Annotated in this window: 21 protein-coding genes and 1 pseudogene; 11 read left to right on the forward strand and 11 right to left on the reverse strand. The window is 68.8% G+C overall.

What is annotated here, in order from left to right:
- Nucleotides 1-91: 91 nt before the first annotated feature.
- The 11 genes and pseudogenes from QC826_RS29840 to QC826_RS29895 form a co-directional block, all read right to left on the reverse strand.
- Complete coding sequence (locus QC826_RS29840; protein WP_279763653.1) at nucleotides 92-1,012, reverse strand: hydroxymethylglutaryl-CoA lyase; 921 nt, start codon at nucleotides 1,010-1,012, stop codon at nucleotides 92-94.
- Nucleotides 1,013-1,027: 15 nt separating this feature from the next.
- The gene (locus tag QC826_RS29845; protein ID WP_279763654.1) at nucleotides 1,028-1,960 is read right to left on the reverse strand and encodes a 2-hydroxyacid dehydrogenase; all 933 of its coding nucleotides are present in this window, start codon (nucleotides 1,958-1,960) and stop codon (nucleotides 1,028-1,030) included.
- A gap of 10 nt (nucleotides 1,961-1,970) precedes the next feature.
- Nucleotides 1,971-4,046, reverse strand: a complete 2,076-nt coding sequence (locus QC826_RS31870; RefSeq protein WP_409567735.1) for an acetyl/propionyl/methylcrotonyl-CoA carboxylase subunit alpha — start codon at nucleotides 4,044-4,046, stop codon at nucleotides 1,971-1,973.
- Between the two features lie 138 nt (nucleotides 4,047-4,184).
- Nucleotides 4,185-5,228 (reverse strand): biotin synthase BioB, encoded by a 1,044-nt coding sequence (gene bioB, locus QC826_RS29860; protein ID WP_093389230.1) that lies wholly within the window; start codon nucleotides 5,226-5,228, stop codon nucleotides 4,185-4,187.
- A gap of 99 nt (nucleotides 5,229-5,327) precedes the next feature.
- Entirely contained in the window at nucleotides 5,328-6,113 is a 786-nt protein-coding gene (gene bioD / locus QC826_RS29865; protein WP_279763655.1) for a dethiobiotin synthase, read from the reverse strand.
- A 1-nt stretch (nucleotide 6,114) separates the two neighbouring features.
- The gene (bioF, locus tag QC826_RS29870; RefSeq protein ID WP_279763656.1) at nucleotides 6,115-7,299 is read right to left on the reverse strand and encodes an 8-amino-7-oxononanoate synthase; all 1,185 of its coding nucleotides are present in this window, start codon (nucleotides 7,297-7,299) and stop codon (nucleotides 6,115-6,117) included.
- Entirely contained in the window at nucleotides 7,299-8,642 is a 1,344-nt protein-coding gene (gene bioA, locus QC826_RS29875) for an adenosylmethionine--8-amino-7-oxononanoate transaminase (protein ID WP_279763657.1), read from the reverse strand. The genes bioF and bioA overlap by 1 nt, the downstream gene beginning before the upstream one ends.
- 34 nt (nucleotides 8,643-8,676) lie before the next feature.
- A complete protein-coding gene (locus QC826_RS29880) occupies nucleotides 8,677-9,465 on the reverse strand; it encodes an enoyl-CoA hydratase/isomerase family protein (protein WP_279763658.1) in 789 nt (262 codons plus the stop codon).
- Nucleotides 9,466-9,478: 13 nt separating this feature from the next.
- Nucleotides 9,479-11,102, reverse strand: a pseudogene (locus QC826_RS29885) (carboxyl transferase domain-containing protein).
- A gap of 38 nt (nucleotides 11,103-11,140) precedes the next feature.
- A complete protein-coding gene (locus QC826_RS29890) occupies nucleotides 11,141-11,587 on the reverse strand; it encodes a YchJ family protein (RefSeq protein WP_279763659.1) in 447 nt (148 codons plus the stop codon).
- Nucleotides 11,588-11,772: 185 nt separating this feature from the next.
- Complete coding sequence (locus QC826_RS29895) at nucleotides 11,773-13,077, reverse strand: D-amino acid dehydrogenase (RefSeq protein WP_409567736.1); 1,305 nt, start codon at nucleotides 13,075-13,077, stop codon at nucleotides 11,773-11,775.
- 302 nt (nucleotides 13,078-13,379) lie between these two features.
- On the opposite strand from QC826_RS29895, the gene QC826_RS29900 reads away from it, so the two are divergent.
- From QC826_RS29900 to QC826_RS29950, 11 genes are all read left to right on the forward strand, one after another.
- Nucleotides 13,380-14,123, forward strand: a complete 744-nt coding sequence (locus QC826_RS29900) for a GntR family transcriptional regulator (protein ID WP_279763661.1) — start codon at nucleotides 13,380-13,382, stop codon at nucleotides 14,121-14,123.
- A gap of 110 nt (nucleotides 14,124-14,233) precedes the next feature.
- A complete protein-coding gene (locus QC826_RS29905; protein WP_279763662.1) occupies nucleotides 14,234-15,115 on the forward strand; it encodes an N-acetylmuramic acid 6-phosphate etherase in 882 nt (293 codons plus the stop codon).
- Between the two features lie 47 nt (nucleotides 15,116-15,162).
- Nucleotides 15,163-16,428 (forward strand): MFS transporter, encoded by a 1,266-nt coding sequence (locus QC826_RS29910; protein WP_279763663.1) that lies wholly within the window; start codon nucleotides 15,163-15,165, stop codon nucleotides 16,426-16,428.
- Between the two features lie 93 nt (nucleotides 16,429-16,521).
- The gene (locus tag QC826_RS29915; RefSeq protein WP_279763664.1) at nucleotides 16,522-18,186 is read left to right on the forward strand and encodes a glycoside hydrolase family 10 protein; all 1,665 of its coding nucleotides are present in this window, start codon (nucleotides 16,522-16,524) and stop codon (nucleotides 18,184-18,186) included.
- 275 nt (nucleotides 18,187-18,461) lie between these two features.
- The gene (locus QC826_RS29920) at nucleotides 18,462-19,397 is read left to right on the forward strand and encodes an N-acetylglucosamine kinase (protein ID WP_313872903.1); all 936 of its coding nucleotides are present in this window, start codon (nucleotides 18,462-18,464) and stop codon (nucleotides 19,395-19,397) included.
- Complete coding sequence (locus QC826_RS29925; RefSeq protein ID WP_279763665.1) at nucleotides 19,394-20,272, forward strand: N-acetylmuramoyl-L-alanine amidase; 879 nt, start codon at nucleotides 19,394-19,396, stop codon at nucleotides 20,270-20,272. The genes QC826_RS29920 and QC826_RS29925 overlap by 4 nt, the downstream gene beginning before the upstream one ends.
- A gap of 41 nt (nucleotides 20,273-20,313) precedes the next feature.
- The gene (locus tag QC826_RS29930; protein WP_279763666.1) at nucleotides 20,314-20,760 is read left to right on the forward strand and encodes a LysR family transcriptional regulator; all 447 of its coding nucleotides are present in this window, start codon (nucleotides 20,314-20,316) and stop codon (nucleotides 20,758-20,760) included.
- A gap of 46 nt (nucleotides 20,761-20,806) precedes the next feature.
- On the forward strand, nucleotides 20,807-21,220 hold the full coding sequence (locus QC826_RS29935) for a LysR substrate-binding domain-containing protein (RefSeq protein ID WP_279766632.1): 414 nt from the start codon (nucleotides 20,807-20,809) through the stop codon (nucleotides 21,218-21,220).
- Nucleotides 21,217-21,828, forward strand: a complete 612-nt coding sequence (locus QC826_RS29940; RefSeq protein ID WP_279763667.1) for a M15 family metallopeptidase — start codon at nucleotides 21,217-21,219, stop codon at nucleotides 21,826-21,828. Before QC826_RS29935 ends, QC826_RS29940 begins: the two co-directional genes overlap by 4 nt.
- 213 nt (nucleotides 21,829-22,041) lie before the next feature.
- The gene (locus tag QC826_RS29945) at nucleotides 22,042-22,797 is read left to right on the forward strand and encodes a hypothetical protein (protein ID WP_279763668.1); all 756 of its coding nucleotides are present in this window, start codon (nucleotides 22,042-22,044) and stop codon (nucleotides 22,795-22,797) included.
- The gene (locus tag QC826_RS29950) at nucleotides 22,797-23,576 is read left to right on the forward strand and encodes a Fic family protein (RefSeq protein WP_279766633.1); all 780 of its coding nucleotides are present in this window, start codon (nucleotides 22,797-22,799) and stop codon (nucleotides 23,574-23,576) included. The genes QC826_RS29945 and QC826_RS29950 overlap by 1 nt, the downstream gene beginning before the upstream one ends.
- The last annotated feature ends 14 nt before the right edge of the window (nucleotides 23,577-23,590 follow it).

Here is a 23,590-nt window from a genome sequence, read left to right on the forward strand (position 1 = left end):
GGTTTGTGGTGGCACGGCAAATCAGCGGCGTAAATTTAGGGTCAGACCCTAGGGTCTGACCCTGGTTTCCGGCCAGTGGGTGGTCTGGTAACTAGCCGGCGCGCTTGGCGGCGATGGCGTTGCCGGCGCGGCTGGCGCCCTTGCGGCCGAGGAACTGGGCGATGAACTGGCCGGCGTCGACCACGATGTCGAGGTCGATGCCGGTCTCGATGCCCAGGCCCTGCATCAGGTACAGCACGTCCTCGGTGGCGACGTTGCCGGTGGCGCCCTTGGCGTAGGGGCAGCCGCCCAGTCCCGACACCGACGAGTGGAAGATCGCGATGCCCACCTCCAGGCTGGCGTAGATGTTGGCCAGCGCCTGGCCGTAGGTGTCGTGGAAGTGGCCGGACAAACCGCCGATGGCGAACTCCTGCGCCGCGCGCCGCATCACCGCCTGGGTCTGGCGCGGCGTCGCCACGCCGATGGTGTCGGCGATGTCGATCTCGTCGCAGCCCAGGTCGCGCATGCGGCCCACCACGTCTGCCACCGCGGCCAGCGGCACCTCGCCCTGGTAGGGGCAGCCGAAGGCGCAGCTGATGCTGCCGCGCAGGCGCAGGCCGTGCTGCTTGGCCGCCTTGGCGACGCCCTCGAAGCGGGCGATCGACTCGGCGATCGAGCAGTTGATGTTCTTCTGCGAGAAGGCCTCCGAGGCCGAGCCGAAGATCACCACCTCGCCGGCCTTGGCCGCCAGCGCGGCGTCGAAGCCCTGCATGTTCGGCGTCAGCGCGGAATACACCACGCCGGGGCGCCGTTCGATGGCGGCCATCACCTCGGCGCTGGTGGCCATCTGCGGCACCCATTTCGGCGAGACGAAGGAGGCCGCCTCGATGTTGCGGAAACCGGCGCTCGACAGGCGGTTGACCAGCTCGATCTTGACCTCGGCCGGCACGCTTTCCTTCTCGTTTTGCAGGCCGTCGCGCGGGCCGACTTCGACGATCTTGACGTGCTTGGGCAATGCGATGTTGCTGTTCATGTTGTTCTTCCTCGCTCAGTAACCACGGATGCGGTCGACGATGCCGTCGACCATTTCACCCGCCTCGATTTTCAGGATCTTCTCGGCGATCTGCTGCACGCTCTCGCGCCGCAGCGTCATCGCCGAGATGTGCGGCGTGATGCTGATGCGCGGCTCCTGCCAGAACGGGTGCTGGCTCGGCAGCGGCTCGTTGCGGAACACGTCCAGCGTGGCGGCGGCGATGTGGCCGGACTTGATCAGCGTGAGCAGGTCCGGCTCGGCGACGTGGGCGCCGCGCGCCACGTTGACCAGGTAGGCGCCCTGCGGCAGCTTGGCCATGTTGCTGCGGTCGATGATGTTGTTGGTGTCGGCCGTCAGCGGCAGCAGGCAGACCAGCACGCGGGTGCCGCGCAGGAAGGTGTCGAGGCCGTCGGCGCCGTGGAAGCACTGCACCCCGGCCACCTCCCTGGCGCTGCGGCTCCAACCGCGCAGCGGGAAGCCGAACGGCGCCAGCGCCTCGAGCACGCGGCCGCCCAGCGCGCCCATGCCGAGCAGGCCGATGGAGAAGTCCTCCTTGTTGTGCTGCGGCAGCGGCAGCCACTGGCCGGCGCGCGCCTGCGCCTCGTACTCGTCGAAGCGGCGGTAGTAGCGCAGCACCGCGTGGGTCACGTACTCGGCCATTTGGATCGCCATGCCGGCGTCTTCCAGGCGGATCACCGGCACGTGGCGCGGCAGCTTGTCGCCGAAGCGCAGCAGGCCGTCGACGCCGGCGCCGGTGAGGAAGGTCGCCTTGACCCCGCCCAGGTCGGCCAGCATGCCCTCCGGCGGCGACCACACCACCGCGTAGTCGCAGGGTGGCGGCGTGGTGCCGGCGCGCCAGACCACCACCTCGGCGTCCGGCAGGTATTTGCCGAAGTCCTTGATCCAGGGCTCGGTCGCGCCATCGGCGCGATGTAAGAGAATTCGCATATGTCCCCCTTTACGCCGCCGCTTTGAAGGCCAGCAGCGGCGCGCCGTCGGCGACCTGGTCGCCGACGTTGTACAACACCTCCTCGACCAGGCCGTCGTGCGGCGCGGCGATGGTGTGCTCCATCTTCATGGCTTCCATGATGACCAGGGCGTCGCCCTTCTTCACCTCCTGGCCCTTGGCGGCCAGCACGGCCACCACCTTGCCCGGCATCGGCGCGGTCAGGCGGCCGCCTTCGGCCTCGGCCTCGCCGGCGTGCGCCATCGGATCGTTATACACCAGCGGATAGTGGGCGCCGCCGGTGAACACGTGCAGCAGTTCGCCGTCGCGGCGCACGGTGCCGTGCACGGCGCGCTCGCCGAGCTTGATGCTGAAGTCCTTGCCGTCCTGCGCCATCAGATTGACCACGCAGGGCGCGTGTTCTGGATTGCCGGGCAGGTCGAGCAGCCAGTCGCTGGCGCGGTAGGTCAGCTTGACGGCGTAGGCCTTGGCCGGCAGCGCGGCGGCGTACTCGTCGCCGAACGACAGCGTGCGGGTGTAGGGATTGTTCATGCGCCAGCCCAGCGCCTGGCCCCACGGGTCGGCGCGGTTGGCGCCGGACTGCGCCGCCGAGACGTCCTTCTCGGCCTCGATCAGCGCCACGGCGGCCAGCGCCAGCGCGGCGGCCGGCGCGGCCTGGGCGGCCGGGAACAACTCGGCCTGGTTGCGTTCGATCAGGCCGGTGTCCAGGTCGGCGGTGGAGAAGGCCTGGCCTTCGACCAGGCGCTTGAGGAAGGCGATGTTGGAGGCCAGGCCGACGATCTGGTACTGCGCCAGCGCCTGCGCCATGCGCGCCAACGCCTGCTTGCGGTCGGCGCCCCAGACGATCAGCTTGGCGATCATCGGATCGTAGAACGGCGAGATGGCGTCGCCCTCGCGCACGCCCGAGTCGATGCGCACGCCGGCCGGCACGCCCAGGCCGGCGCCATGGGCCGGCGTGCCGCCCAGCTCGAACACCACCGCCTGCGGCGTCTGCAGGTGGCGCAGCGTGCCGATCGACGGCAGGAAGCCCTTCTCCGGGTTCTCGGCGTAGATGCGCGCCTCGATGGCGTGGCCGTTGATGGCCAGCTCGTCCTGCCGCTTCGGCAGCGGCTCGCCGGCGGCGACGCGCAACTGCCATTCGACCAGGTCGGTGCCGGTGATCATTTCCGTCACCGGGTGCTCGACCTGCAGGCGGGTGTTCATCTCCATGAAGTAGAAGGTGCCGTCCTGGTTGGCGATGAACTCCACCGTGCCGGCGCCGACGTAACCGACCGCCTTGGCGGCGGCCACGGCGGCCTCGCCCATGGCGGCGCGGCGCTCGACCGGCATGTTCGGCGCCGGCGCCTCCTCCAGCACCTTCTGGTGGCGGCGCTGCACCGAGCAGTCGCGCTCGAACAGGTAGATGCAGTTGCCCAGCGTGTCGGCGAAGACCTGGATCTCGATGTGGCGCGGACGCTGCAGGTACTTCTCGGCCAGCACCTTGTCGTCGCCGAAGGAGCTGATCGCCTCGCGCTTGCAGGAGGCCAGCGCGGCCTTGAATTCGGCCGATCCCTCGATCACCCGCATGCCCTTGCCGCCGCCGCCGGCCGAGGCCTTGAGCAGCACCGGGTAGCCGATTTTGTCGGCCTGGGTGTGGAGGAAGTCGGCGTCCTGGTTGTCGCCGTGGTAGCCCGGCACCAGCGGCACCTTGGCCTTCTCCATCAGCGACTTGGCGGCGGACTTGGAGCCCATCGCCCGCATCGCCGAGGCCGGCGGCCCGATGAACACCAGGCCGGCCGCCGCGCAGGCGTCGGCGAAGTCGGCGTTCTCGGACAGGAAGCCGTAGCCGGGATGGATCGCCTGGGCGCCGGTGGCCAGCGCGACGGCGATGATCTTGTCGCCGCACAGGTAGCTCTCCTTGGCGGCGGCCGGGCCGATCAGCACCGCCTCGTCGCAGACGGCGACGTGCTTGGCGTTGGCGTCCGCCTCCGAATACACGGCGACGGTTTTGACACCGAGGCGGCGGGCGGTGGCGGCGACGCGGCAGGCGATTTCACCACGGTTGGCGATCAGGATTTTAGTGAACATGGTCTCTTTCTTTGCAGCTCGTGGCTGGAAGTTTTTTTATTCGAGTTCGTTTTCTCACGGGCAGGCGCACCCCGCAAACCCAGGGGTCAGACCCCCGCTCTCTGCCGGGGGTGCTGTTGGCGCCCCCGGCGTCTTCGATCAGCAGCCGCACTTTTCCTTCGGCGCCGAGTCGAGCATGGCGCCACGGGTTTGCAGGCCCAGCTTGTTCAACAGCGTGCGGTCGTCCTCGGCCTCCGGGTTGTCGGTGGTGAGCAGCTTGTCGCCGTAGAAGATCGAGTTGGCGCCGGCCAGGAAGCACATCGCCTGCACCGGCTCGCCCATTTGGCGGCGGCCGGCCGACAGGCGCACGCGCGCCTTCGGCATGGTGATGCGCGCCACGGCGATGGTGCGGACGAACTCGAACGGGTCGAGCGGATCGAGGCCGAACATCGGCGTGCCCTCCACCTGCACCAGGTGGTTGACCGGCACCGACTCCGGATACGGGTTCAGGTTGGCCAGCTGGGCGATCAGGCCGGCGCGTTGCAGCCGCGTTTCGCCCATGCCGACGATGCCGCCGCAGCAGACCTTGAGGCCGGCTTCGCGCACGCGGCCCAGGGTGTCAAGGCGGTCCTGGTACTCGCGCGTCGAGATGACGTTGTCGTAGAACTCGGGCGCGGTGTCGAGGTTGTGGTTGTAGTAGTCCAGGCCGGCGTTCTTCAGGCGGTCGGCCTGGCCTTCCTCCAGCATGCCCAGCGTGGCGCAGGTCTCCAGACCCAGCGCCTTCACCTCGCGCACCATCTCCTCGACCTTGTCCATGTCGCGATCCTTCGGACCGCGCCAGGCGGCGCCCATGCAGAAGCGGGTGGCGCCGTTGGCCTTGGCCTGGCGCGCCGCGTCGAGCACGGTGTCGATGGCGAGGATCTTCTTGGCCTCGACGCCGGTGTCGTAGCGCGCCGCCTGCGGGCAGTAGCCGCAGTCTTCCTCGCAGCCGCCGGTCTTGATCGACAACAGCGTGGCCAGTTCGACGTCGCCGTCGGGGAAGTTGGCGCGGTGGGTCTGCTGGGCCTTGAACATCAGGTCGTTGAAGGGCAGGTCGAACAGCGCCAGCACGTCCTCCAGCGGCCAGGTGGCGGCCGGGGGCAGGGTGATGGCGGCGGTCGGACGGTGCAGCGCGACTGATTTGATTTCTTGGTTCTGGGACATCGTGATTCCTTCTTCGTTCGATTGTTCTGCTGTTGCGTGTTTGGTGTTGCGTGTCTGGTGTTGCGTATCTTGGGCTGCTTGTCTTATGTGCGTGTGCGGCTAGGCCTTGGCGTCGGCCGGCCAGTTCGGCAGCTTGGTGAAGTCCAGCTGCGCGGCGGCGGCGGCGGCGCAGGGTTCCTTCAGGCGCGGCACGCGGCCCAGCAGCGGCGCCGGAATGCGCGCCTGCAGCGCCTCGATGTTCTCGTCGATGTAGGGCATGTCGTCGGACAGCTCGTTGGCGACCCAGCCGGCCAGCATCAGGTTGCGCGCGGCGATCGCCTCGACCGTCAACAGGGCGTGGCTGATGCAGCCGAGCCGCATGCCGACCACCAGCACCACCGGCAGGTCAAGCTGCTCGGCCAGGTCGGCGGTGTCGAACTCCTCGTTGAGCGGCACGCGGAAGCCGCCCACGCCCTCGACCACCACCGCGTCCGAGGCGGCGCTCACTTCGAGGTAGGCGGCCAGGATCGGCACCGGCGAGATGTAGGTGTCGTCCAGCTCGGCGGCGATGTGCGGCGCCGCCGGCGTCTTCAGCAGGAAGGGCGTGGTCAGCACCTGCGGCAGGTGGACGTTGCCGGCGGCGATGAGCTGGTCGGCGTCCTCGTTGTGCCATTTGCCGTTGCGCAGTTCGGCGCCGGCGGCGATCGGCTTCATGCCGCAGGCGCGCACGCCGCGCTTGACCAGCGCGTGCAGGATCGCCGACGAGACCAGCGTCTTGCCGATCTCGGTGTCGGTGCCGGTGACGAAGCAGGCGAAGCGCGGCGCCATGCCGGCGCTGGCCGGCGCCGGCTGCACCTGGGTGGCCGGGGCGGCGGCCGTGGCGGTGACGGGATCGTCGAGACTCATATCAGGTCCTTTCCAATGCGTTGAGCGCGGTGATCAGTTGCGCCACCTCGGCGCTGCTGTGGCCGGCCGACAGCGTGGCGCGCAGGCGCGCGGTGCCGAGCGGGACGGTCGGCGGGCGGATCGCGCCTACCCACAAACCTTGTTCGTACAGGGCGGCGCCGGCGTTCATGGTCTCGGCGTTGTCGCCGATGACGATGGGCTGGATCGCCGTGCTCGACGGCATGCGCCGCCAGCGCTTGAGTTGCAGGCCGGCGTCGAGCTGGGCCACCAGGGTTTGCAGGTGGGCGCGGCGGGCGCGGCCCTCCTCGCCCTCGAGCAGGTCCAGGCTGGTGAGCAGGGCGTGCGCCAGCGCCGGCGGCGCGGCGGTGGTGAAGATGTAGGGGCGGCTTTTTTGGATCAGCGTTTCGATGACGATCTCGTGCGCCGCGACGAAGGCGCCGCCGACGCCGGCCGCCTTGCCCAGCGTGCCCATGTAGACCAGGTAGGGCGAGCGCAGGGCGAAGTGCTCGAGCGCGCCGTGGCCGTTGGCGCCGAGCGCGCCGAAGCCGTGGGCGTCGTCCACCACCAGCCAGGCGCCGTGCTGTTCGCACAGGGCCAGCAGGGCCGGCAGCGGCGCCAGGTCGCCGTCCATGCTGAACACGCTGTCGCTCACCACCACCTTGGTGGCGGCGCCGCTGGCGGCCAGCAGCGCGTCCAGCGCGGCCAGGTCGGCGTGCGGATACACGCTGACCTTGGCGCGCGACAGGCGCGCGCCGTCGATCAGCGAGGCGTGGTTCAGCGACTCGGAGAAGATCTCGGCGTCCTTGTCGCCGGCGGTCAGGCCGGTCAGCACGGCCAGGTTGGCCATGTAGCCGGTGCAGAAGGTCAGCGCGCGCGGCGACTCCAGGTGGGCGCCGACGAACTGCGCCAGGCGTTCCTCGAGCTGGGCGTGGGCGCGGCCGTGGCCGCTGATCAGGTGCGAGGCGCCGCTGCCGACGCCGTACAGGCTGGCGCCCTCGCGCAGCGCCTCGGCCAGCGCCGGGTGGCCGGCCAGGCCCAGGTAGTCGTTGCTGCAAAAGGCCAGCAGCTCGCGCCCGGCGACGCGCACGCGCGGGCCGCAGGGCGTGTCGACGGTGCGCCGCTTGCGGATCAGGCTGTGTTGTTCCAGCGTTTGCAGCTGGCGGTCGAGGCGGCTCAGCAGTTCCATCACTGGCCCGCCATCACTTGCTTGAACACGGCCAGCGTGCCGGCCGCCAGGCCGTCGATTTCGGCGTCGTCGAGTATGTACGGCGGCATCATGTAGACGGTCGAACCGATCGGCCGCATCAGCAGTTCCTTCTGCAGCGCGGCGGTGAAGAAGCGGCGCGAGAAGTCCGGCGCCGCGTCGATCGCGTCGAAGGCCCAGATCATGCCGCGCTGGCGGAAGTGGCGCACCTGTTCGTGCCCGGCCAGCGGCGCCAGCGCCGCCGTCAGGCGCGCGGCGCGCAGCTGGTTTTGCGCCAGCACGTCGTCCTCCTCGAAGATCTGCAAGGTCGCCAGGGCGGCGCGGCAGGCCAGCGGGTTGCCGGTGTAGGAGTGCGAGTGGAGGAAGCCGCGCGTGACGTCGCTGCTGTAGAAGGTCTGGTAGATGTCGTCGCGCGTCATCACCAGCGACAGCGGCAGGTAGCCGCCGCTGATGCCCTTCGACAGGCAGACGAAGTCCGGCCAGATGCCGGCCTGCTCGCAGGCGAAGAAGGTGCCGGTGCGGCCGCAGCCGACGGCGATCTCGTCGAGGATCATGTGTACTTGATAGCGGTCGCACAGCTCGCGCACCAGCTTCAGGTAGAGCGGATCGTGCATCGCCATGCCGGTGGCGCACTGCACCAGCGGCTCGATGATGATGGCGGCGATCTTGTCGCCGCGCTGCTGGAACAGCAGCTCGACGTCGGCGGCGGCGCGGCGCGCCACGTCCTGCTCGGACTCGCCCTCGGCGGCGCGCCGCGTGTCGGGCGAGATCACCGTCTGCGTGGCGCGCAGCAGCGGGCCGTAGGCGTCCTTGAACAGGGCCACGTCGGTGACGGCCAGCGCGCCGATGGTCTCGCCGTGGTAGCTGCCCTTGAGGCAGACGAACTCCTGCTTGTCGGCCAGGCCGCTGTTGCGCCAGGCGTGGAAGCTCATCTTCAACGCGATCTCCACCGCCGAGGCGCCGTCGCTGGCGTAGAAGCAGTGGCCCAGCACGCCGCCGGTCAGGGCGTTGAGTTTTTCGGAGAGTTGAACCACCGGCTCGTGGGTGAAGCCGGCCAGCATGGCGTGTTCCAGGCGGTCGAGCTGGTCCTTCAGCGCCGCGTTGATGCGCGGGTTGGCGTGGCCGAACAGGTTGACCCACCAGGAGCTGATCGCGTCGAGGTAGCGGCGGCCCTCGTGGTCGTACAGCCAGGCGCCACGGCCGTGGCTGACCGGGATCAGCGGCACGGTGTTGTCGTGCGCGGCGTGGTGCTGCATTTGGGTGCAGGGGTGCCATACACTGCGCAGGCTGCGGGCGACCAAATCGGTTTGTGTGTTAAATTCCAAGAAGACTCCAGACGTTTTCAATGCATATTTGTGTTCAACTGCCTAGCCAGTCGGGCTTGCGCTTTTCCAGGAACGAGGCGACGCCTTCGCGGCCCTGTTCGGAGGCGCGGATGTGGGCGATGCGCTCGGCGCTGTCGAGCAGCAGCGCGTCGCTGACCGGTTGCCCGGCCATGTCGCGCACCAGCACCTTCGCTAGCTGCACGGCGTGCGGGCTGTTGTGGCACAGCGCCTTGACGATCTCGGCCACCTTGGCGTCGAGCGCGTCGGCCTTGACCAGCTCGTGGACCAGGCCGATGCGGTGGCCCTCCTGGGCGGAAAAGCGCTCCGCCGTGAGGAAGTAGCGGCGCGCCGCGTTCTCGCCCATCGCCTTGATGACATACGGCGAGATGGTCGCCGGGATCAGTCCCAGCTTCACCTCGCTCAGGCAGAAGTTGACCTCCTCGGCCGCCACGACGATGTCGCAGGCGGCCACCAGGCCCATGCCGCCGGCGTAGCAATCGCCCTGCACCTTGGCCACCACGGGCTTGGGGCACAGGTAGATGGTGCGCAGCATCTGCGCCAGGTGCAGCGCGTCGGCCTGGTTTTCGGCGTGCGTGTAGCCGGCCATTTTCTTCATCCAATTCAGGTCGGCGCCGGCGCAGAAGGCCGGGCCGTGGGCGGCCAGGACGATGGCGTGCACCGTCGCGTAGCGGCCCAACTCGGTGAAGGCCCGCGCCAGTTCGGCGATGGTGGTCTCGTTGAAGGCGTTGCGCACGTCGGGCCGGTCCAGCGTGACGGTGGCCAGCGCGCCGACGATGCTGATGTTCAGGGTTTGGTATGTCATCGTAGTCTCTCCATTACATGCGGAACACGCCGAACTGGGTGTCCGGGATTTCGGCGTTGAGCGCGGCCGACAGGCCCAGGCCCAGCACCATGCGGGTGTCGGCAGGGTCGATGACGCCGTCGTCCCACAGCCGCGCGGTGGCGTAGTAGGGGTGGCCCTGCTGCTCGTACTGCTGCTTGATCGGCTGCTTGAACGCGGCCTCCTCTTCGGCCGACCACTGGCCGCCCTTGCCCTCGATGCCGTCGCGCTTGACCGTGGCCAGCACGCTGGCGGCCTGGTCGCCGCCCATCACCGAGATGCGCGCGTTCGGCCACATCCACATGAAGCGCGGCGAAAACGCGCGGCCGCACATGCCGTAGTTGCCGGCGCCGAAGCTGCCGCCGATGATGACGGTGAACTTGGGCACGGCGGCGGTGGCCACGGCGGTGACCATCTTGGCGCCGTTGCGGGCGATGCCCTCGTTCTCGTATTTGCGGCCGACCATGAAGCCGGTGATATTCTGCAGGAACACCAGCGGGATCTTGCGCTGGCAGCACAGCTCGATGAAGTGGGTGCCCTTCAGCGCCGACTCGGAGAACAGGATGCCGTTGTTGGCGATGATGCCGACCTTCATGCCGAAGATGTGGGCGAAGCCGCAGATCAGCGTGGTGCCGTAGCGCGCCTTGAACTCGTCGAAGTCGCTGCCGTCGACGATGCGCGCGATGACTTCCCTCACGTCGAACGGTTTGCGGGTGTCCACCGGGATCACGCCGTACAGCTCCTGCGGCGGGTACTTCGGCTCGACCGATTCGCGCAGCGCCATCTGCTGCGGCTTGACGCGGTTCAAATTGGAGACGATGGTGCGCGCCAGCGACAGCGCGTGCAAATCGTTCAGCGCCAGGTGGTCGACCACGCCGGACAGGCGGGTGTGGACGTCGCCGCCGCCCAGGGCCCTCGGCCGTGACCACCTCGCCGGTGGCCGCCTTCACCAGCGGCGGGCCGCCGAGGAAGATGGTGCCCTGCTCCTTGACGATGATCGACTCGTCGCTCATCGCCGGCACGTAGGCGCCGCCGGCGGTGCACGAGCCCATCACCACGGCGATCTGCGGGATGCCCTTGGCCGACAGGTTGGCCTGGTTGTAGAAGATGCGGCCGAAGTGGTCGCGGTCGGGGAAGACGTCGTCCTGGTTGGGCAGGTTGGCGCCGCCCGAGTCGACCAGGTAGATGCAGGGCAGCTTGTTCTGGTCGGCGATCTCCTGCGCGCGCAGGTGCTTCTTGACGGTGATCGGGTAGTAGGTGCCGCCCTTGACGGTGGCGTCGTTGCAGACGATGACGCACTCCTGGCCGCAGACCCGGCCGATGCCGGTGATGATGCCGGCGGCCGGCGCGGCGTCGACGCCGTTGCCGTCCTGGTACATGCCGTAGGCGGCCATTTGCGAGAACTCGAGGAAGGGCGTGCCGGGGTCGAGCAGCATTTGCACGCGGTCGCGCGGCAGCAGCTTGCCGCGCGCCAGGTGCTTGGCCGAGGCGGCGGCGCCGCCGCCCTCGGCGATCTTGGCGACCTTGTCGCGCAGGTCGTCGACGATGCTCTGCATGGCGGCGGCGTTGGCCTTGAAGTCGTCGCTGCGCGGATTGAGTTTGCTTTCGATGTGCGGCATTGCTGTCCCTTTTGTGGTCGCGTTGTCTCCGACGCGTTCTATTCTGGAAAACTACCGTCGACGTAATACCAGCGCAGGCCGTCCGCGCCCTGCTCGCGCACGAAGTTGCTCACTTCGTGGAGGCGCTGGGCGCGGCCGTCGACCTTGCAGCGGGCGACAAACTCGACCGTGTCGCGATCCGGGACGGCATCGCGGTCCGGCGATTCTGCTTTACGTTGACGTAAACGTAAAGCAGATTTTACCTCAAGTCCCAGCCAGTGCAATTTTTCCTCTTTGCTTACGATGGGCTCGCTTGGAACGGTGCTGGCGTGCCAGCTGGCGCGCAGATACGCCTCGTTGCCCTGGGTGTAGGCGGTGTAGCGCGAGCGCATCAGCGCCTCGGCCGTGGGGGCGATGGCGCTGCCGTCGAGATACGGGCCGCAGCAGGCGGCGAGGGAGGGGCCGCCGCAGGGGCAGGTCGCGGGCGAGGAGGGCTTCTTGGGCATCGTGGTCGGGGGGCGGGCTGCGGAACAATCCAGCATTATCCGCCAATTCCATGGCCCGGGTGCAAGCCGTGGCGTTGCGCGGAGTTTACCCCGCACCCCGCTACGCCACGGTCGGGGTCAGACCCCGCATGGCGCCAAGGCGGGGAGTCTGACCCCTGGCTTGCGGGGTTGGGGGCGAGAGGGCTTCAGCGCCGCAGGGTCAGCCCGTCCAGCGCGAACGGCGGATTCTTGCCGCGCATCAGCCCGGCCAGCAGGCTGGCGGTGCCGCAGGCGAAGGTGAAGCCGAGCGGGCCGTGGCCGACGTTGAGCCACAGGTTGTCGTAGCGGGTGGCGCCGACGATGGGCGCGCTGCTCGGCGTGGCCGGGCGCAGGCCGGACCAGGGCGTGGCGGCGGCGTAGTCGGCGGCGGCCGGCATGGCCTCGCGCGCCAGCCGGGTCAGCCCGGCGATGCGGCCGGGGTCGACGCGGTGGTCCTCGCCGACCAGGTCGACCATCGCCGCCACGCGCAGCTGGCCGCCGATGCGCGCATACAACACCTTGCGTTCGAAGTCGGTCACGCTGACCTCCGGCGCGCGGTCCCGCGGCCGGATCGGCGCGCTCAGGCTGTAGCCTTTGAGCGGATACAGCGGCAGATACAGGTCGGCGGTGGCGGCCAGGTCGCGGCTCTGCACGCCGGCCGCCAGCACGAACTGGTCGGCCGCCAGCCAGCCGGCGCTGGTCGACAGCGCGGAGATTTTGCCGTGCTCGCGGTGGAAGCCGTAGGCCTCGGCCTGCAGCACGCCCAAAAAGCCCGGGTGGGCGTGCAGGCGCCGCTCCAGGGCCAGGCAGAAGGCGTGGCAGTCGGCCACCGCCTCGCCGGCGGTGAAGATGGCGCCGGCCAAGGCCGGTTGCAGGGCGGCCAGCGCCGGCTCGCGCGCCACCGCCTCGGCCGGCGTCAGCACCTGCGGCCAGTGTTGGGCGGCGCGGGCCGGCTGGCCGGGCGGGGTGGCCTGGTCGGCCTGCTCGGTGCGCTCCTGGTCGGCGCGCGCCACCGCCGTGGCGAACACCTTGGGCGAGCGGTACACCACCAGCTTGCCGGCGTCGCGCCAGGCGAAGGCGGACGGCGGCACCGTCGGCGCCAGCTGCGCCATCGCCTGGCGGCTCAGTTCGCCCAGCCGCAGCAGGGTGGCGGTGGTGCGGCGGTTGCTGCCGGCGTTGCACTTGCGCAGGAATTGCGCCAGCCAGCGCCATTGGCGCAGGTCGGCTTCCGGACGGAAGCGCAGCGGGCCGTCGCGCTGGGTCAGCCACAGCAGCGCCTTGAGCGGCACGCCGGCGTCGGCCAGCGGCGCCACGTAGCGGTAGCTGAGCTGGCCGCCGTTGCTGAAGCTGGCGGCGCCGGCCACCTTGGCCTCGCGCTCCAGCAGCGTCACGCGATAGCCGGCCTCGAGCAGCCACCAGGCTGTCGACAGGCCAATCACGCCGCCACCGATCACGATCACTTGCTGCCGCATTGCGCCTCGCTTGTGGCCCGCCAGGCTTTGTGTTGGGATTAGTACAGTGTGGCGGCTGGGCCGGCCGGCGGCCAATGAATCGTGGTGCGCCGGCCATAACCGGAAGGTATGCCGGACAGAGGTAGAATCGAGCCTACGGCCAGTTTTCCGGCGCGGCCGATGGGATTTTCCCCGTTCGCCTATCATTTCAGGCCATGGTTTGGGGCATAACCGTGTCCTATGCGCGAATACGCATTTTTCATGTAGCAAAATTACACCGGACGGGCATATCGCTATTACACTAGAGGCGATAGGAGAATTGTATGAGCCACACCAGTTTCGAATTCAAGGCCGACGGCAACGATAGCTCGCCCTTGTATATGCAAATTGCCCGCAAGCTGAGCGACGAGGTGCGCAACGGCCGCTACCAGGTCGACCAGGCGCTGCCGTCGGAGCGCAACCTGTCGGAGCTGCTCAGCGTGTCGCGCGTGACGGCGCGCAAGGCCATCGACCAGCTGGTCGACCAGGGCCTGGTGGTGCGCCGCCGCGGCTCGGGCAACTACATCGCGCCGCGCATCGAGCAGCCGCTGTCGAACCTGACCAGCTTCTCCGAGCAGCTGTCGCAGCGCGGCTACCAGCCGGGCTCGCGCTGGCTCAAGCGCGCCGTGGTCAGCGCCAGCGCCGACGAGCAGCTCAGCCTGGGCCTGTCGCCCAACGCCCGCGTGGCGCGGCTGGAGCGCCTGCGCCTGGCCGACGACGTGGTGATGGCCTACGAGGTCAGCGTGCTGCCGCACAGCATAGTGGCCGACCCGGAGGCGATCGGCGCCTCGCTGTACCAGTATCTGGACGGCATCGGCAAGCCGCCGGCGCGCGCGCTGCAGCACATCCGCGCGATGAACGCCTCGGCCGAACTGGCCGCGCGGCTCGACGTGCCGCTCGGCCAGGCGGTGCTGTTCATCACCCGCATCGCCTACCTGGAGTCGGGCGAGGCGGTCGAGCTGACCCATTCGTATTGCCGCAGCGACCACTACGATTTCGTCGCCGAGATGCGCCGCGCCGGCGCATAACCTTTAGTCATGGCCGCGCCGCCAGCTTTCATGGCTTGGCGGCCGGGTTCGGTATTACACTGGTTTCATCGAATTCTATAGGCTGGCGTCGCGAGACGTTCGATATGGCGATGTTGAAAACCGAAACCCCCAGTCTGGCGCACAGCGGCCTGGACCAGTACGGCGCCGCCGAGCTGGTCCACGCCTTCGTCGACGAGCAGTCGCACGCGGTGCAGGCGGTGCGCGCCGCCTCGGCCAGCATCGCCGCCGCCATCGAGGCGGCCGCGCCCAGGCTGGCGGCCGGCGGCCGGCTGATCTATGTCGGCGCCGGCACCTCGGGCCGCCTCGGCGTGCTCGACAGCGTCGAACTCTACCCCACCTTCTCCTGGCCGCACAGCCGCGCGCTGGCCATTTTGGCCGGCGGCCGCGACGCCATGTTCACCGCCGTCGAGGGCGCCGAGGACGATCTGCGCCAGGGCGGCGCCGACTTGAACGCGCTGGCGCCGGGCGCCGACGACGTGGTGCTGCTGCTGGCCGCCTCCGGCGCCACGCCCTACGTGCTGGGCGCGCTGCGGACGGCGCGCGAGCGCGGCGCCTTGACCATCGGCATCGCCAACAACGCCGGCGCGCCGCTGACGCGCGAGGCCGACGTCGGCATCACCCTCGACACCGGCGCGGAAATCATTTCCGGCAGCACGCGGCTGAAGGCCGGCACGGCGCAGAAGATCGTCCTCAACACCATTTCCAGCGCGCTGATGGTGCGCCAGCACAAAGTCTATGGAAACTTGATGGTAGACTTGAAGCCGACCAACGCCAAGCTGGTGCAGCGCTCGGTGCGGCTGACCATGCACGCCACCGGCGCCGACGAGGCGACCGCCCGCGCCGTGCTGGAGCAGTGCCGCTTCCACGTCAAGGTGGCCATTGTCGCGCTGCTGCGCCAGGCCAGCGTGGCGCAGGCCGGCGCGCTGTTGGAGCAAGCCAACGGGAGCGTGCGCGCGGCGTTGGTAAAATGATACAGTTCAGGCTGTATTTGGCCTGAACCGAATCATGTTAAGGATGTATGCAAAGAGTGCAACGAGCTAGTCCGTGGTGGTGGATCCCCACGCTGTATTTCGGCCAGGGCCTGCCCTATGTGGTGGTGATGACCCTGTCGGTGGTGATGTACAAGAACACCGGTTTCTCCAACACCGACATCGCGCTCTACACCGGCTGGTTGTACCTGCCCTGGGTCATCAAGCCGCTGTGGTCGCCGGTGGTCGAGTTGCTGCGCACCAAGCGCTTCTGGATCGTCGGCATGCAACTGTTCATCGGCGCCGCGTTGGCGCTGGTGGCGCTGACCACCCACCTGCCCGCCTTCTTCCAGATGAGCCTGGCCATCCTGTGGCTGCTCGCCTTCAGCTCGGCCACCCACGACATCGCCGCCGACGGCTACTACATGCTGGCCCTGCCGCAACACCAGCAGGCCGCCTTCGCCGGCGTGCGCAGCACCTTCTACAAGCTGGCGATGATCGCCGGCCAGGGCAGCCTGGTGTATTTGGCCGGCAAGCTGACCGAGTCCACCGGCGACCCGCGCCTGGCCTGGTCGGTGGTGTTCGTCGTCCTCGCCGCGCTGTTCCTGCTGCTGTTCGTCTACCACCTGTTGATGTTGCCGGCGCCGGCCGCCGACCAGCCCGGCGAGCGCCGTGGCAGCCTGGTGGCCGACTTCCTGGCCACCTTCCGCAGCTTCTTCGCCAAGCCCGACATCCTTATCGTGCTCGGCTTCCTGCTCACCTTCCGCCTGGGCGAGGCGCAACTGCTCAAGCTGGCCGTGCCCTTCCTGCTCGACCCGGCCGACAAGGGCGGCCTGGCCTTGAGCACGGCCCAGGTCGGCCTGGTCTACGGTTCGCTGGGCATGCTGTTCCTGGTGCTGGGCGGCCTGCTGGGCGGCCTGGTGATCTCGCGCTTCGGCCTCAAGCGCTGCCTGTGGCCGATGGTGTTCGCCGTCCACCTGCCGGACCTGATCTTCGTCTACCTGGCCAGCGCGTTGCCGGACAACATCTACCTGGTCGCCGCCTGCCTGGCGGTCGAGCAGTTCGGCTACGGCTTCGGCTTCGCCGCCTACGTGCTGTACATGATCATGGTGGCCGACGGCCCGCACAAGACGGCCCACTACGCCATCTGCACCGGCTTCATGGCGCTCGGCATGATGCTGCCGGGCATGGTCAGCGGCTGGATCCAGCAGCAGCTGGGCTACCAGCATTTCTTCATCTGGGTCTGCTTCGCGACCTTGCCGGCCTTCGGCATGGCGGCGCTGGTGCGCATCGCACCCGAGTTCGGCAAGAAATAAGGCCGCGCCGCATTACAATACGTTTTTTCAAGGCTGTACGGCTGCAACGATCGGGGAATGGTTTTGGTTTTTAATGCGAAGAAGCGGCAGTCCATGGCCGCCTGCGTGGCCGGCGCGCTGGCCGTTTTGGCCAGCGGCTGCGGCACCACGCCCATGCCTCCCGACACCTCCGGCCGGCCCGGCGCCACGCCCGGCGGCCCGGCCCCAGGTCCAAGTCCAGGCGCCGGCCCCGCCGCCGGTCCCGCTCCGGCCCCGCTGGTGGACGGCAACACGCCGCCGCCGGCGCCGCGCGAGTTCCGCGCCGCCTGGGTCTCCACCGTCGCCAACATCGACTGGCCGAGCCGAAGCAACCTGAGCGTCGCCAAGCAGCAGGCCGAGGCGCTGGCCATCCTCGACCGCGCCAAGAACCTGAACCTGAACGCCATCGTGCTGCAGGTGCGCCCCAGCGCCGACGCCATCTACCCGTCCGAGCTGGAGCCGTGGTCGGAGTTCCTCAGCGGCCAGCAGGGCCGCGCACCGAGTCCGCTGTACGACCCGCTGCTGTTCTGGATCGAGCAGGCCCATGCGCGCGGACTGGAGTTGCACGCTTGGTTCAACCCCTACCGCGCCCGCCACGCCACCGCCAAAACGCCGCTGACGCGCGAGCACATCGCCAACACCCGGCCGGCGGCGGTCAAGTCCTACGGCCGCTACCTGTGGATGGACCCGGGCGAGGCGGCCGCCTCGGCGCACACGCAGGCGGTGATCCTCGACGTGGTGCGCCGCTACGACATCGACGGCGTGCACATCGACGACTACTTCTATCCCTACCCGATCGAGGCGCGCGGCGCCACGGCGGCCAACGGCGGCGCCGAGGCCGCCGCGCTGGACACGCCGTCCGGCGCCAAGAGCGAGCTGGAGTTTCCCGATCAGCCGAGCTGGCAGCGCTACCTGCTGGGCGGCGGCCAGCTCGGCCGCGCCGACTGGCGCCGGCAGAACGTCAACCAGCTGATCGAGGCGCTGTACCAGGGCATCCACAAGGAGAAATCCTGGGTGCGCTTCGGCATCAGCCCGTTCGGCATCGGCCGGCCCGACCGCCGCCCGGCCGGCATCGTCGGTTTCAGCCAGTACGACAAGCTGTACGCCGACGCCGAAACCTGGCTGGCCAAGGGCTGGCTGGACTACCTGTCGCCGCAGCTGTACTGGCCGGTGGCGCAGGCGCCGCAGGCCTTCGACGTGCTGCTCGACTACTGGCTGGCGCAGAACACGCGCGGCCGCCACGTCTGGCCGGGGCTGGCCACCAGCCGCATCGACAACTCCGCCAAGGCCTTCGCGCCGGAGGAGATCGTCAAGCAGATCGGCGTGCTGCGCAGCCGCGTGGGCGGCAACGGCCACGTCCACTTCAGCGTGGCCGCGCTGATGGAGAACCGCAAGGGCGTCAGCGACCAGTTGAAGGGCGCGTCCTACCAGAGCGCCGCGCTGGTGCCGGCCACGCCCTGGTTGGGCGCCGAGCCGCCGGCCGCGCCCAGCGTGGCGACGCGGCGCGAGAGCGGCGGCCTGGCGCTCAAGCTGGGCGGCAACGGTGGCGCCGCGCGGCCGGCGGTGCAGTACGCGATTTGGTCGCGCTACGGCAACGAGTGGCGCTTCGCCGTGGCCCCGGCCGGCCGCGCCAACCTGCTGCTGGCCGACGACGCGGCGCGCGGCGCCGTCAGCGCGGTGGTGGTCAGCGCCGTCGACCGGCTGGGCAACGAGAGCGAGCGGGTGCAGGTGCTGCGCTAGAGCGTGGCGGATCGCCGCACCACCCCGCAATGCAGCCGAAAGGGGTCGGACCCCGTACGGGGTCCGACCCCGGTCTCAGGGGGGCGGGGTCAACGCTCAATCCTAGGCTATAACCTTTTGGAATAGCATGCGCGCAAGCTTTCATGAACGACCACGCCGCGTTTGGCTTTACACTCGTTGGCGGCCCGCCCCATCCCGGGCCGCCGTAGACACCCGCAGGAGAGATTGGCAATCGACACGCTGAGCAGGCCCCCGACTCCGCCCCCGGCCTGGGCATCGACGCCGGCGGCAGCCGCACGCGCTGGGCGCTGGCCTCGGCGGCCGGCCACATTATGGCCGAGGGCAATGTCGACGGCCTGTCCGCCCTGCAACTGGCCACCCCGGCCGGCCGCGACGCGGTGCGCGCCATCTTCGCCACCCTGGCCGGGCAGGTGCGCGCGCTGGCCCGGCCGGCCGCCGTCTGCGCCGGCCTGACCGGCTTCGGCGGCGACGGCGCCCAGCTGGCCGCCTGGCTGGCCGAGCTGCTGGCCGTGCCGGCGTCCGCCGTGCAACTGCGCAACGACATCGAAATCGCCTACCTCGACAGCTTCCAGCCCGGCCAGGGCTACCTGGTCTACGCCGGCACCGGCTCGATCGCCGCCTGGATCGACGCCGCCGGCGCCTTCCACCGCGCCGGCGGCCGGGGCGTGACCCTGGACGACGGCGGCGGCGGCTTCTGGATCGCCCGCGAGGCCATGCGCCACATCTGGCGCCGCGAGGACGAGGCGCCGGGCGCCTGGCAGGACTCGGCGCTGGCGCGCGCCGTCTTCGCCCACGTCGGCGGCAGCGACTGGGACGCCTCGCGCCAGTTCATCTACGGCCAGGACCGGGGCGCCATCGGCAAGCTGGCGCTGGCCGTCGCCGCCAGCGCCGCCGACGACGCGCAGTCGCGCCAGATCCTCGAACAGGCCGGCGTCGAGCTGGCCCGGCTGGCGCTGGCGCTGGTGTCCCGCTACGGCGCGCGGCCCATCGTGCTGGCCGGCCGCGCCGCCCAGCTGCACCCGCTGATCGCCGCGTCGATGCGCGCCGCGCTGCCGCCGGAGCTGTTCCTGCGCCAGGCGGTGGCGCAGCCACACCACGCGGCGGCGCGAATTGCAATAAACTCCAGTCTGATCCCATTTTCCGGCCCGGCGGCGAGCGCTCCGCCCGGCCCGCCACGAGACCGCCCATGAAGAAGACCCTGCTGTTGACGTCCCTGATCGCCCTGCTGGCCGGCTGCGCCGCCCCCGGTCCGCGGCTGGACCACAGCTACACCGCGCGCAGCCAGAGCGACCGGGTCAAGTTCATCGTGCTGCACTACACGGTGAGCGACCTGCCGCGCTCGATCAAGATCCTCACCCAGCAGGAAGTGAGCGCACACTATCTGCTCACCGACAGCGACGAGCCCTTGTTCTACACGCTGGTCGACGAGTCGCGGCAGGCCAACCACGCCGGTGTCAGCAACTGGAAGACCTATACCCACCTGAACGCCAGTTCGATCGGCATCGAGATCGTCAACCCGGGCTTCCGCGACACGGCCGAGGGCCGCGTCTGGTATCCGTTCAAGCAGGCGCAGATCGACCAGCTGATTCCGCTGCTCAAGCAGATCGTGGCGCGCCACAACATCGTGCCGGAGAACATACTCGGCCACAGCGACATCGCGCCGCAGCGCAAGCAGGACCCGGGGCCGATGTTCCCGTGGAAGCAACTGGCCGACGCCGGCCTGGTGTTGTGGCCGGACGCCGTCCAGGTCGCCGCCCGCCAGCCGGTGTTCGCCGCCCAGGTGCCGGACCCGGCCTGGTTCCAGAAGAAGTTGGCCCAGCACGGCTACGCGGTGCCGCAGAACGGCCTGCTCGACCCGGCCACGCGCAACGTGTTGATCGCCTTCCAGTCCAAATACCGGCCCGCCAAGTTCGACGGCGTGCCGGACGCCGAGTGCGCCGCCATCCTCGACGTGCTGACCAGCCCGGCGGCGCTGTCGGTGCGGGCGGCCGCGCCGCCGGCGGCGGCGGCGGTGCCGGCCGCACCGTCGGCGCCGGCGCCGACCGAGCCGGTCGAGTCGAACTGAACCGTCGCCCGGCACTGCAGCCCCACTTATGAAAGAAGCACATGCGTCTGCGCCACATTGAAGTGTTCCACGCCATCATGCAGGTCGGCACCATCAGTGGCGCGGCGCAGGTGTTGCACATCTCGCAGCCGGCCGTGACCAAGGTGCTGCAGCACTGCGAGCTGCAGCTGGGCATGCCGCTGTTCGAGCGCGTCCGTGGCAAGCTCTACCCCAAGCCCGAGGCGCACCGCCTGTTCGCCGAGACGGAAAAACTCAACCGCGACCTGCAGGGCATCCGCCGCCTGGCCGCCAGCCTGAAGGGGCGCGCCGTCGAGACCATCCGCCTGTGCGCCACGCCGACCATCGCCATCAGCGTGCTGCCGCAGGCGATGAGCGCCTGGCGCCAGGACTTCCCGCAGACGCCCTGCCAGCTGGCCACCCACCACACCAGCGAGATCGTCAACACGCTGCGCCTGGGCGAGGCCGACCTGGCCCTGTCGCTGCACTGACCCGCGCCACCCCGGCATCGTCGCCGAGCCGATCGCCCAGGGCGTGATGACGGTGATCGCGCCGGCCGGCTACTGGCGCGCCGACGAGTGCCAGGCGCCGCTGAGCGCGCCCGGCCTGGTCGGCGACCTGATCGGCCACGCCGAGAACGACCCGCTCGGCGAGCTGGTGGTGGCCGCCTGCGAGGCGCAGCACATCCAGCCGGTGTTCCGCACCGTGGTGCAGACCTACCAGATCGCCCGCTCGCTGGTCGAGGCCGGCGGCGGCATGGCCGTGGTCGACCCGTTCACGGCGGCCGCCGCCTCGGCCGCGCTGGTGCAGCGGCGGCCGTGGGCGCCGGCCATCCCGGTGCAGCTGTTCCTGTTGACGGCCAGCCACTCGCCGCTGTCGCACGGCGCCCGCCAGCTGGCCAACTGCATCGGCAGCGCCGCGCGCGCCTGCCTGGCGCGGGGGCCGGCGTGAGCGCCCGCATCCCCTGCGAGGCGATCGCCGCCGACCCGGACTTCCGCCACCTGTCGGCGGTGGACGGCATCGGCATCGACCTGCGCTACGCCACGCCGGACAACTTCGTCGGCCGCGACCTGTACAACCCGCTCGACTGCGCCTGGCTGCACCGCGACGCCGCCGCCGCGCTGGAGCGGGCCGTCGCCTGGCTGGCCATGCGCCGCTCCGACCACCGCCTGCTGGTGCTCGACGCGCTGCGTCCGCAGCGGGTGCAGGAGCAGTTGTGGCAGGCGCTGCAGGGCACCGAGCTGCTGGGCTACATCGCCGAGCCGGGGCGCGGCTCGATCCACTCCTTCGGCATGGCGGTCGACCTCACCATCGTCGACGCCGCCGGCCGCGAGCTCGACATGGGCACCGGCTTCGACGACCTCAGCGAGCGTTCCCATCCGGCGCTGGAGGACCGCCTGCTGGCGGCCGGCGAGCTCGAGGCGCAGCACGTCGCCAACCGCCAGCTGCTGCGCGACGCCATGTTCCAGGCCGGCTGGGTCGGCATCCACAGCGAGTGGTGGCACTTCGACTGCGGCGACCGCGCGCTGGTGCGGCAGAACTACACGCGGGTGCTGTAGCGCCCCAAGCCGGTGCCGCGTCTTTGGCGAAGCCGTGGTCCGCCGTTTGAGACGGCAGGACTGGTATCCGCGACAGGCTGTCCCGCACTCGCTTTAGTCAATTCCCATTTAATATTTCCATGCAAACTAGCGTCAAACTTAACGTTTATATTCGATACCGAATGTTTTGTGAGAGACTGGGTCACGTTGGCACAAAAATATTGTGAGGATGCAATGGATGTACACGACCGACCGGTAGGGTACACGTGGCTTATCAAGGAATTCAGCCTTACCACGTTTCCACTATCGCACGAATCGTATATAGGCGCGCGGGCGCGTTCGGACGCTACCAAGCCGGGGGTGGTCCACGAGATTTTCCAGCCAAACTATTGGCCTGGAGACGATCCATTTGACCATTTAGTATTCGCCCTCAAGTACGACGATTTCAATCTCGACGTTCTCGTTCAGTCGCTCAGCCGGCTCGGCCCCGACCGCGTCCTGGCCCATGTGGAAAGCCAGCCAAACGGCAAATATGCGCGCCAACTCGGTTATCTCTACGAATTGCTGACTGGTGAACAGCTGGCGTTGAAGGTGGCGATCGGCGGCGGCTACGTGGATCTGCTCGATCCAAACAAGTACTTGGTCGCCATCAAGTCTGACAAGAGCAAGCGTTGGCATGTCAACGACAACCTGCTTGGATCGGCGCGCTTTTGCCCGGTCGTGCGCCGAATCCAAGCCATCAGGCCGCTGCTGGAAGTCGACTTCACTTCGCGTTTGCAGGCCTTCAAGGCACAAGTCGATCCTGCGCTATTCCAGCGTGCCGTCGATTACCTGTATTTCAAGGAGACCCGTTCGTCCTTCGATATCGAGCGCGAAACGCCAACGCCGGACCGCGAGCAACGTTTCGTGCGCGCCTTGCGCGAAGCCGGCAAGGCGACGTTCGCCGAGGCTGCCTGTCGGAGTCCGCGCTCGCTGGCCTGCAGAATCTGATCGTCGAGCCGCGCTATTGCCAGACTTCTTTTCGCGATTGGCAGAATTACGTCGGGGAATCGATGCCTGGTCGCGCTCCCGTCGTGCACTACGTCTGCCCGCCGGGCACTATGGTGCGCGACCTGATGGGAGGCCTGGTCGACTGCGCCGGCAAGGCACAGGGCGTGCACCCGGTTGTACGCGCCGCCTTGATGTCGTTTGGGTTTCTCTTCATCCACCCGTTCGAGGATGGAAACGGGCGCATCCACCGATTCCTGATCCACGATTTCCTCGGCCGCGACGGTGTCGTGCCGGCCGGCATGGTGCTCCCCGTTTCGGCCTACATGTTGCACCAGCCCCAGGAATACGATCGCGTGCTCGAATCGTACTCCAAGCCCTTGCGCACGGTTGTCAGTATCAGCGTCGACGACGACGAACAGCTGACGATAAACAATCCCCTGGAGGCTTCCGGCTCGTACCGCTACCCGGATCTGACTTACCAGGCCCTCTATTTACTGCGTGCGGTCGAACAAACCATCAATACCGAGCTCGTGACGGAAATTCTGTTCATCCGCAGTTATGACCAGGCTAAGGTAGCGATCTGCGAAGTGGTGGACATGCCGAACGCGCGCCTTGATCTGCTGATCAAGCTGCTTTACCAGAATAGGGGCAGCCTTTCCAAAGGAAAGCGCTCGCTGTTTAGGGAAATTACGGACGAGGAGTTGGCGCGTATTGAGCTTGCGTTCGAGGCTGCTTTCGCCGAGCGGACGCTGGCGTTGGACGAAACCAGACCCTTATGATCGGACCGCGCGAC

It is taken from the genome of Rugamonas sp. DEMB1, assembly GCF_029834475.1.
GTDB lineage: Bacteria > Pseudomonadota > Gammaproteobacteria > Burkholderiales > Burkholderiaceae_D > Rugamonas > Rugamonas rubra.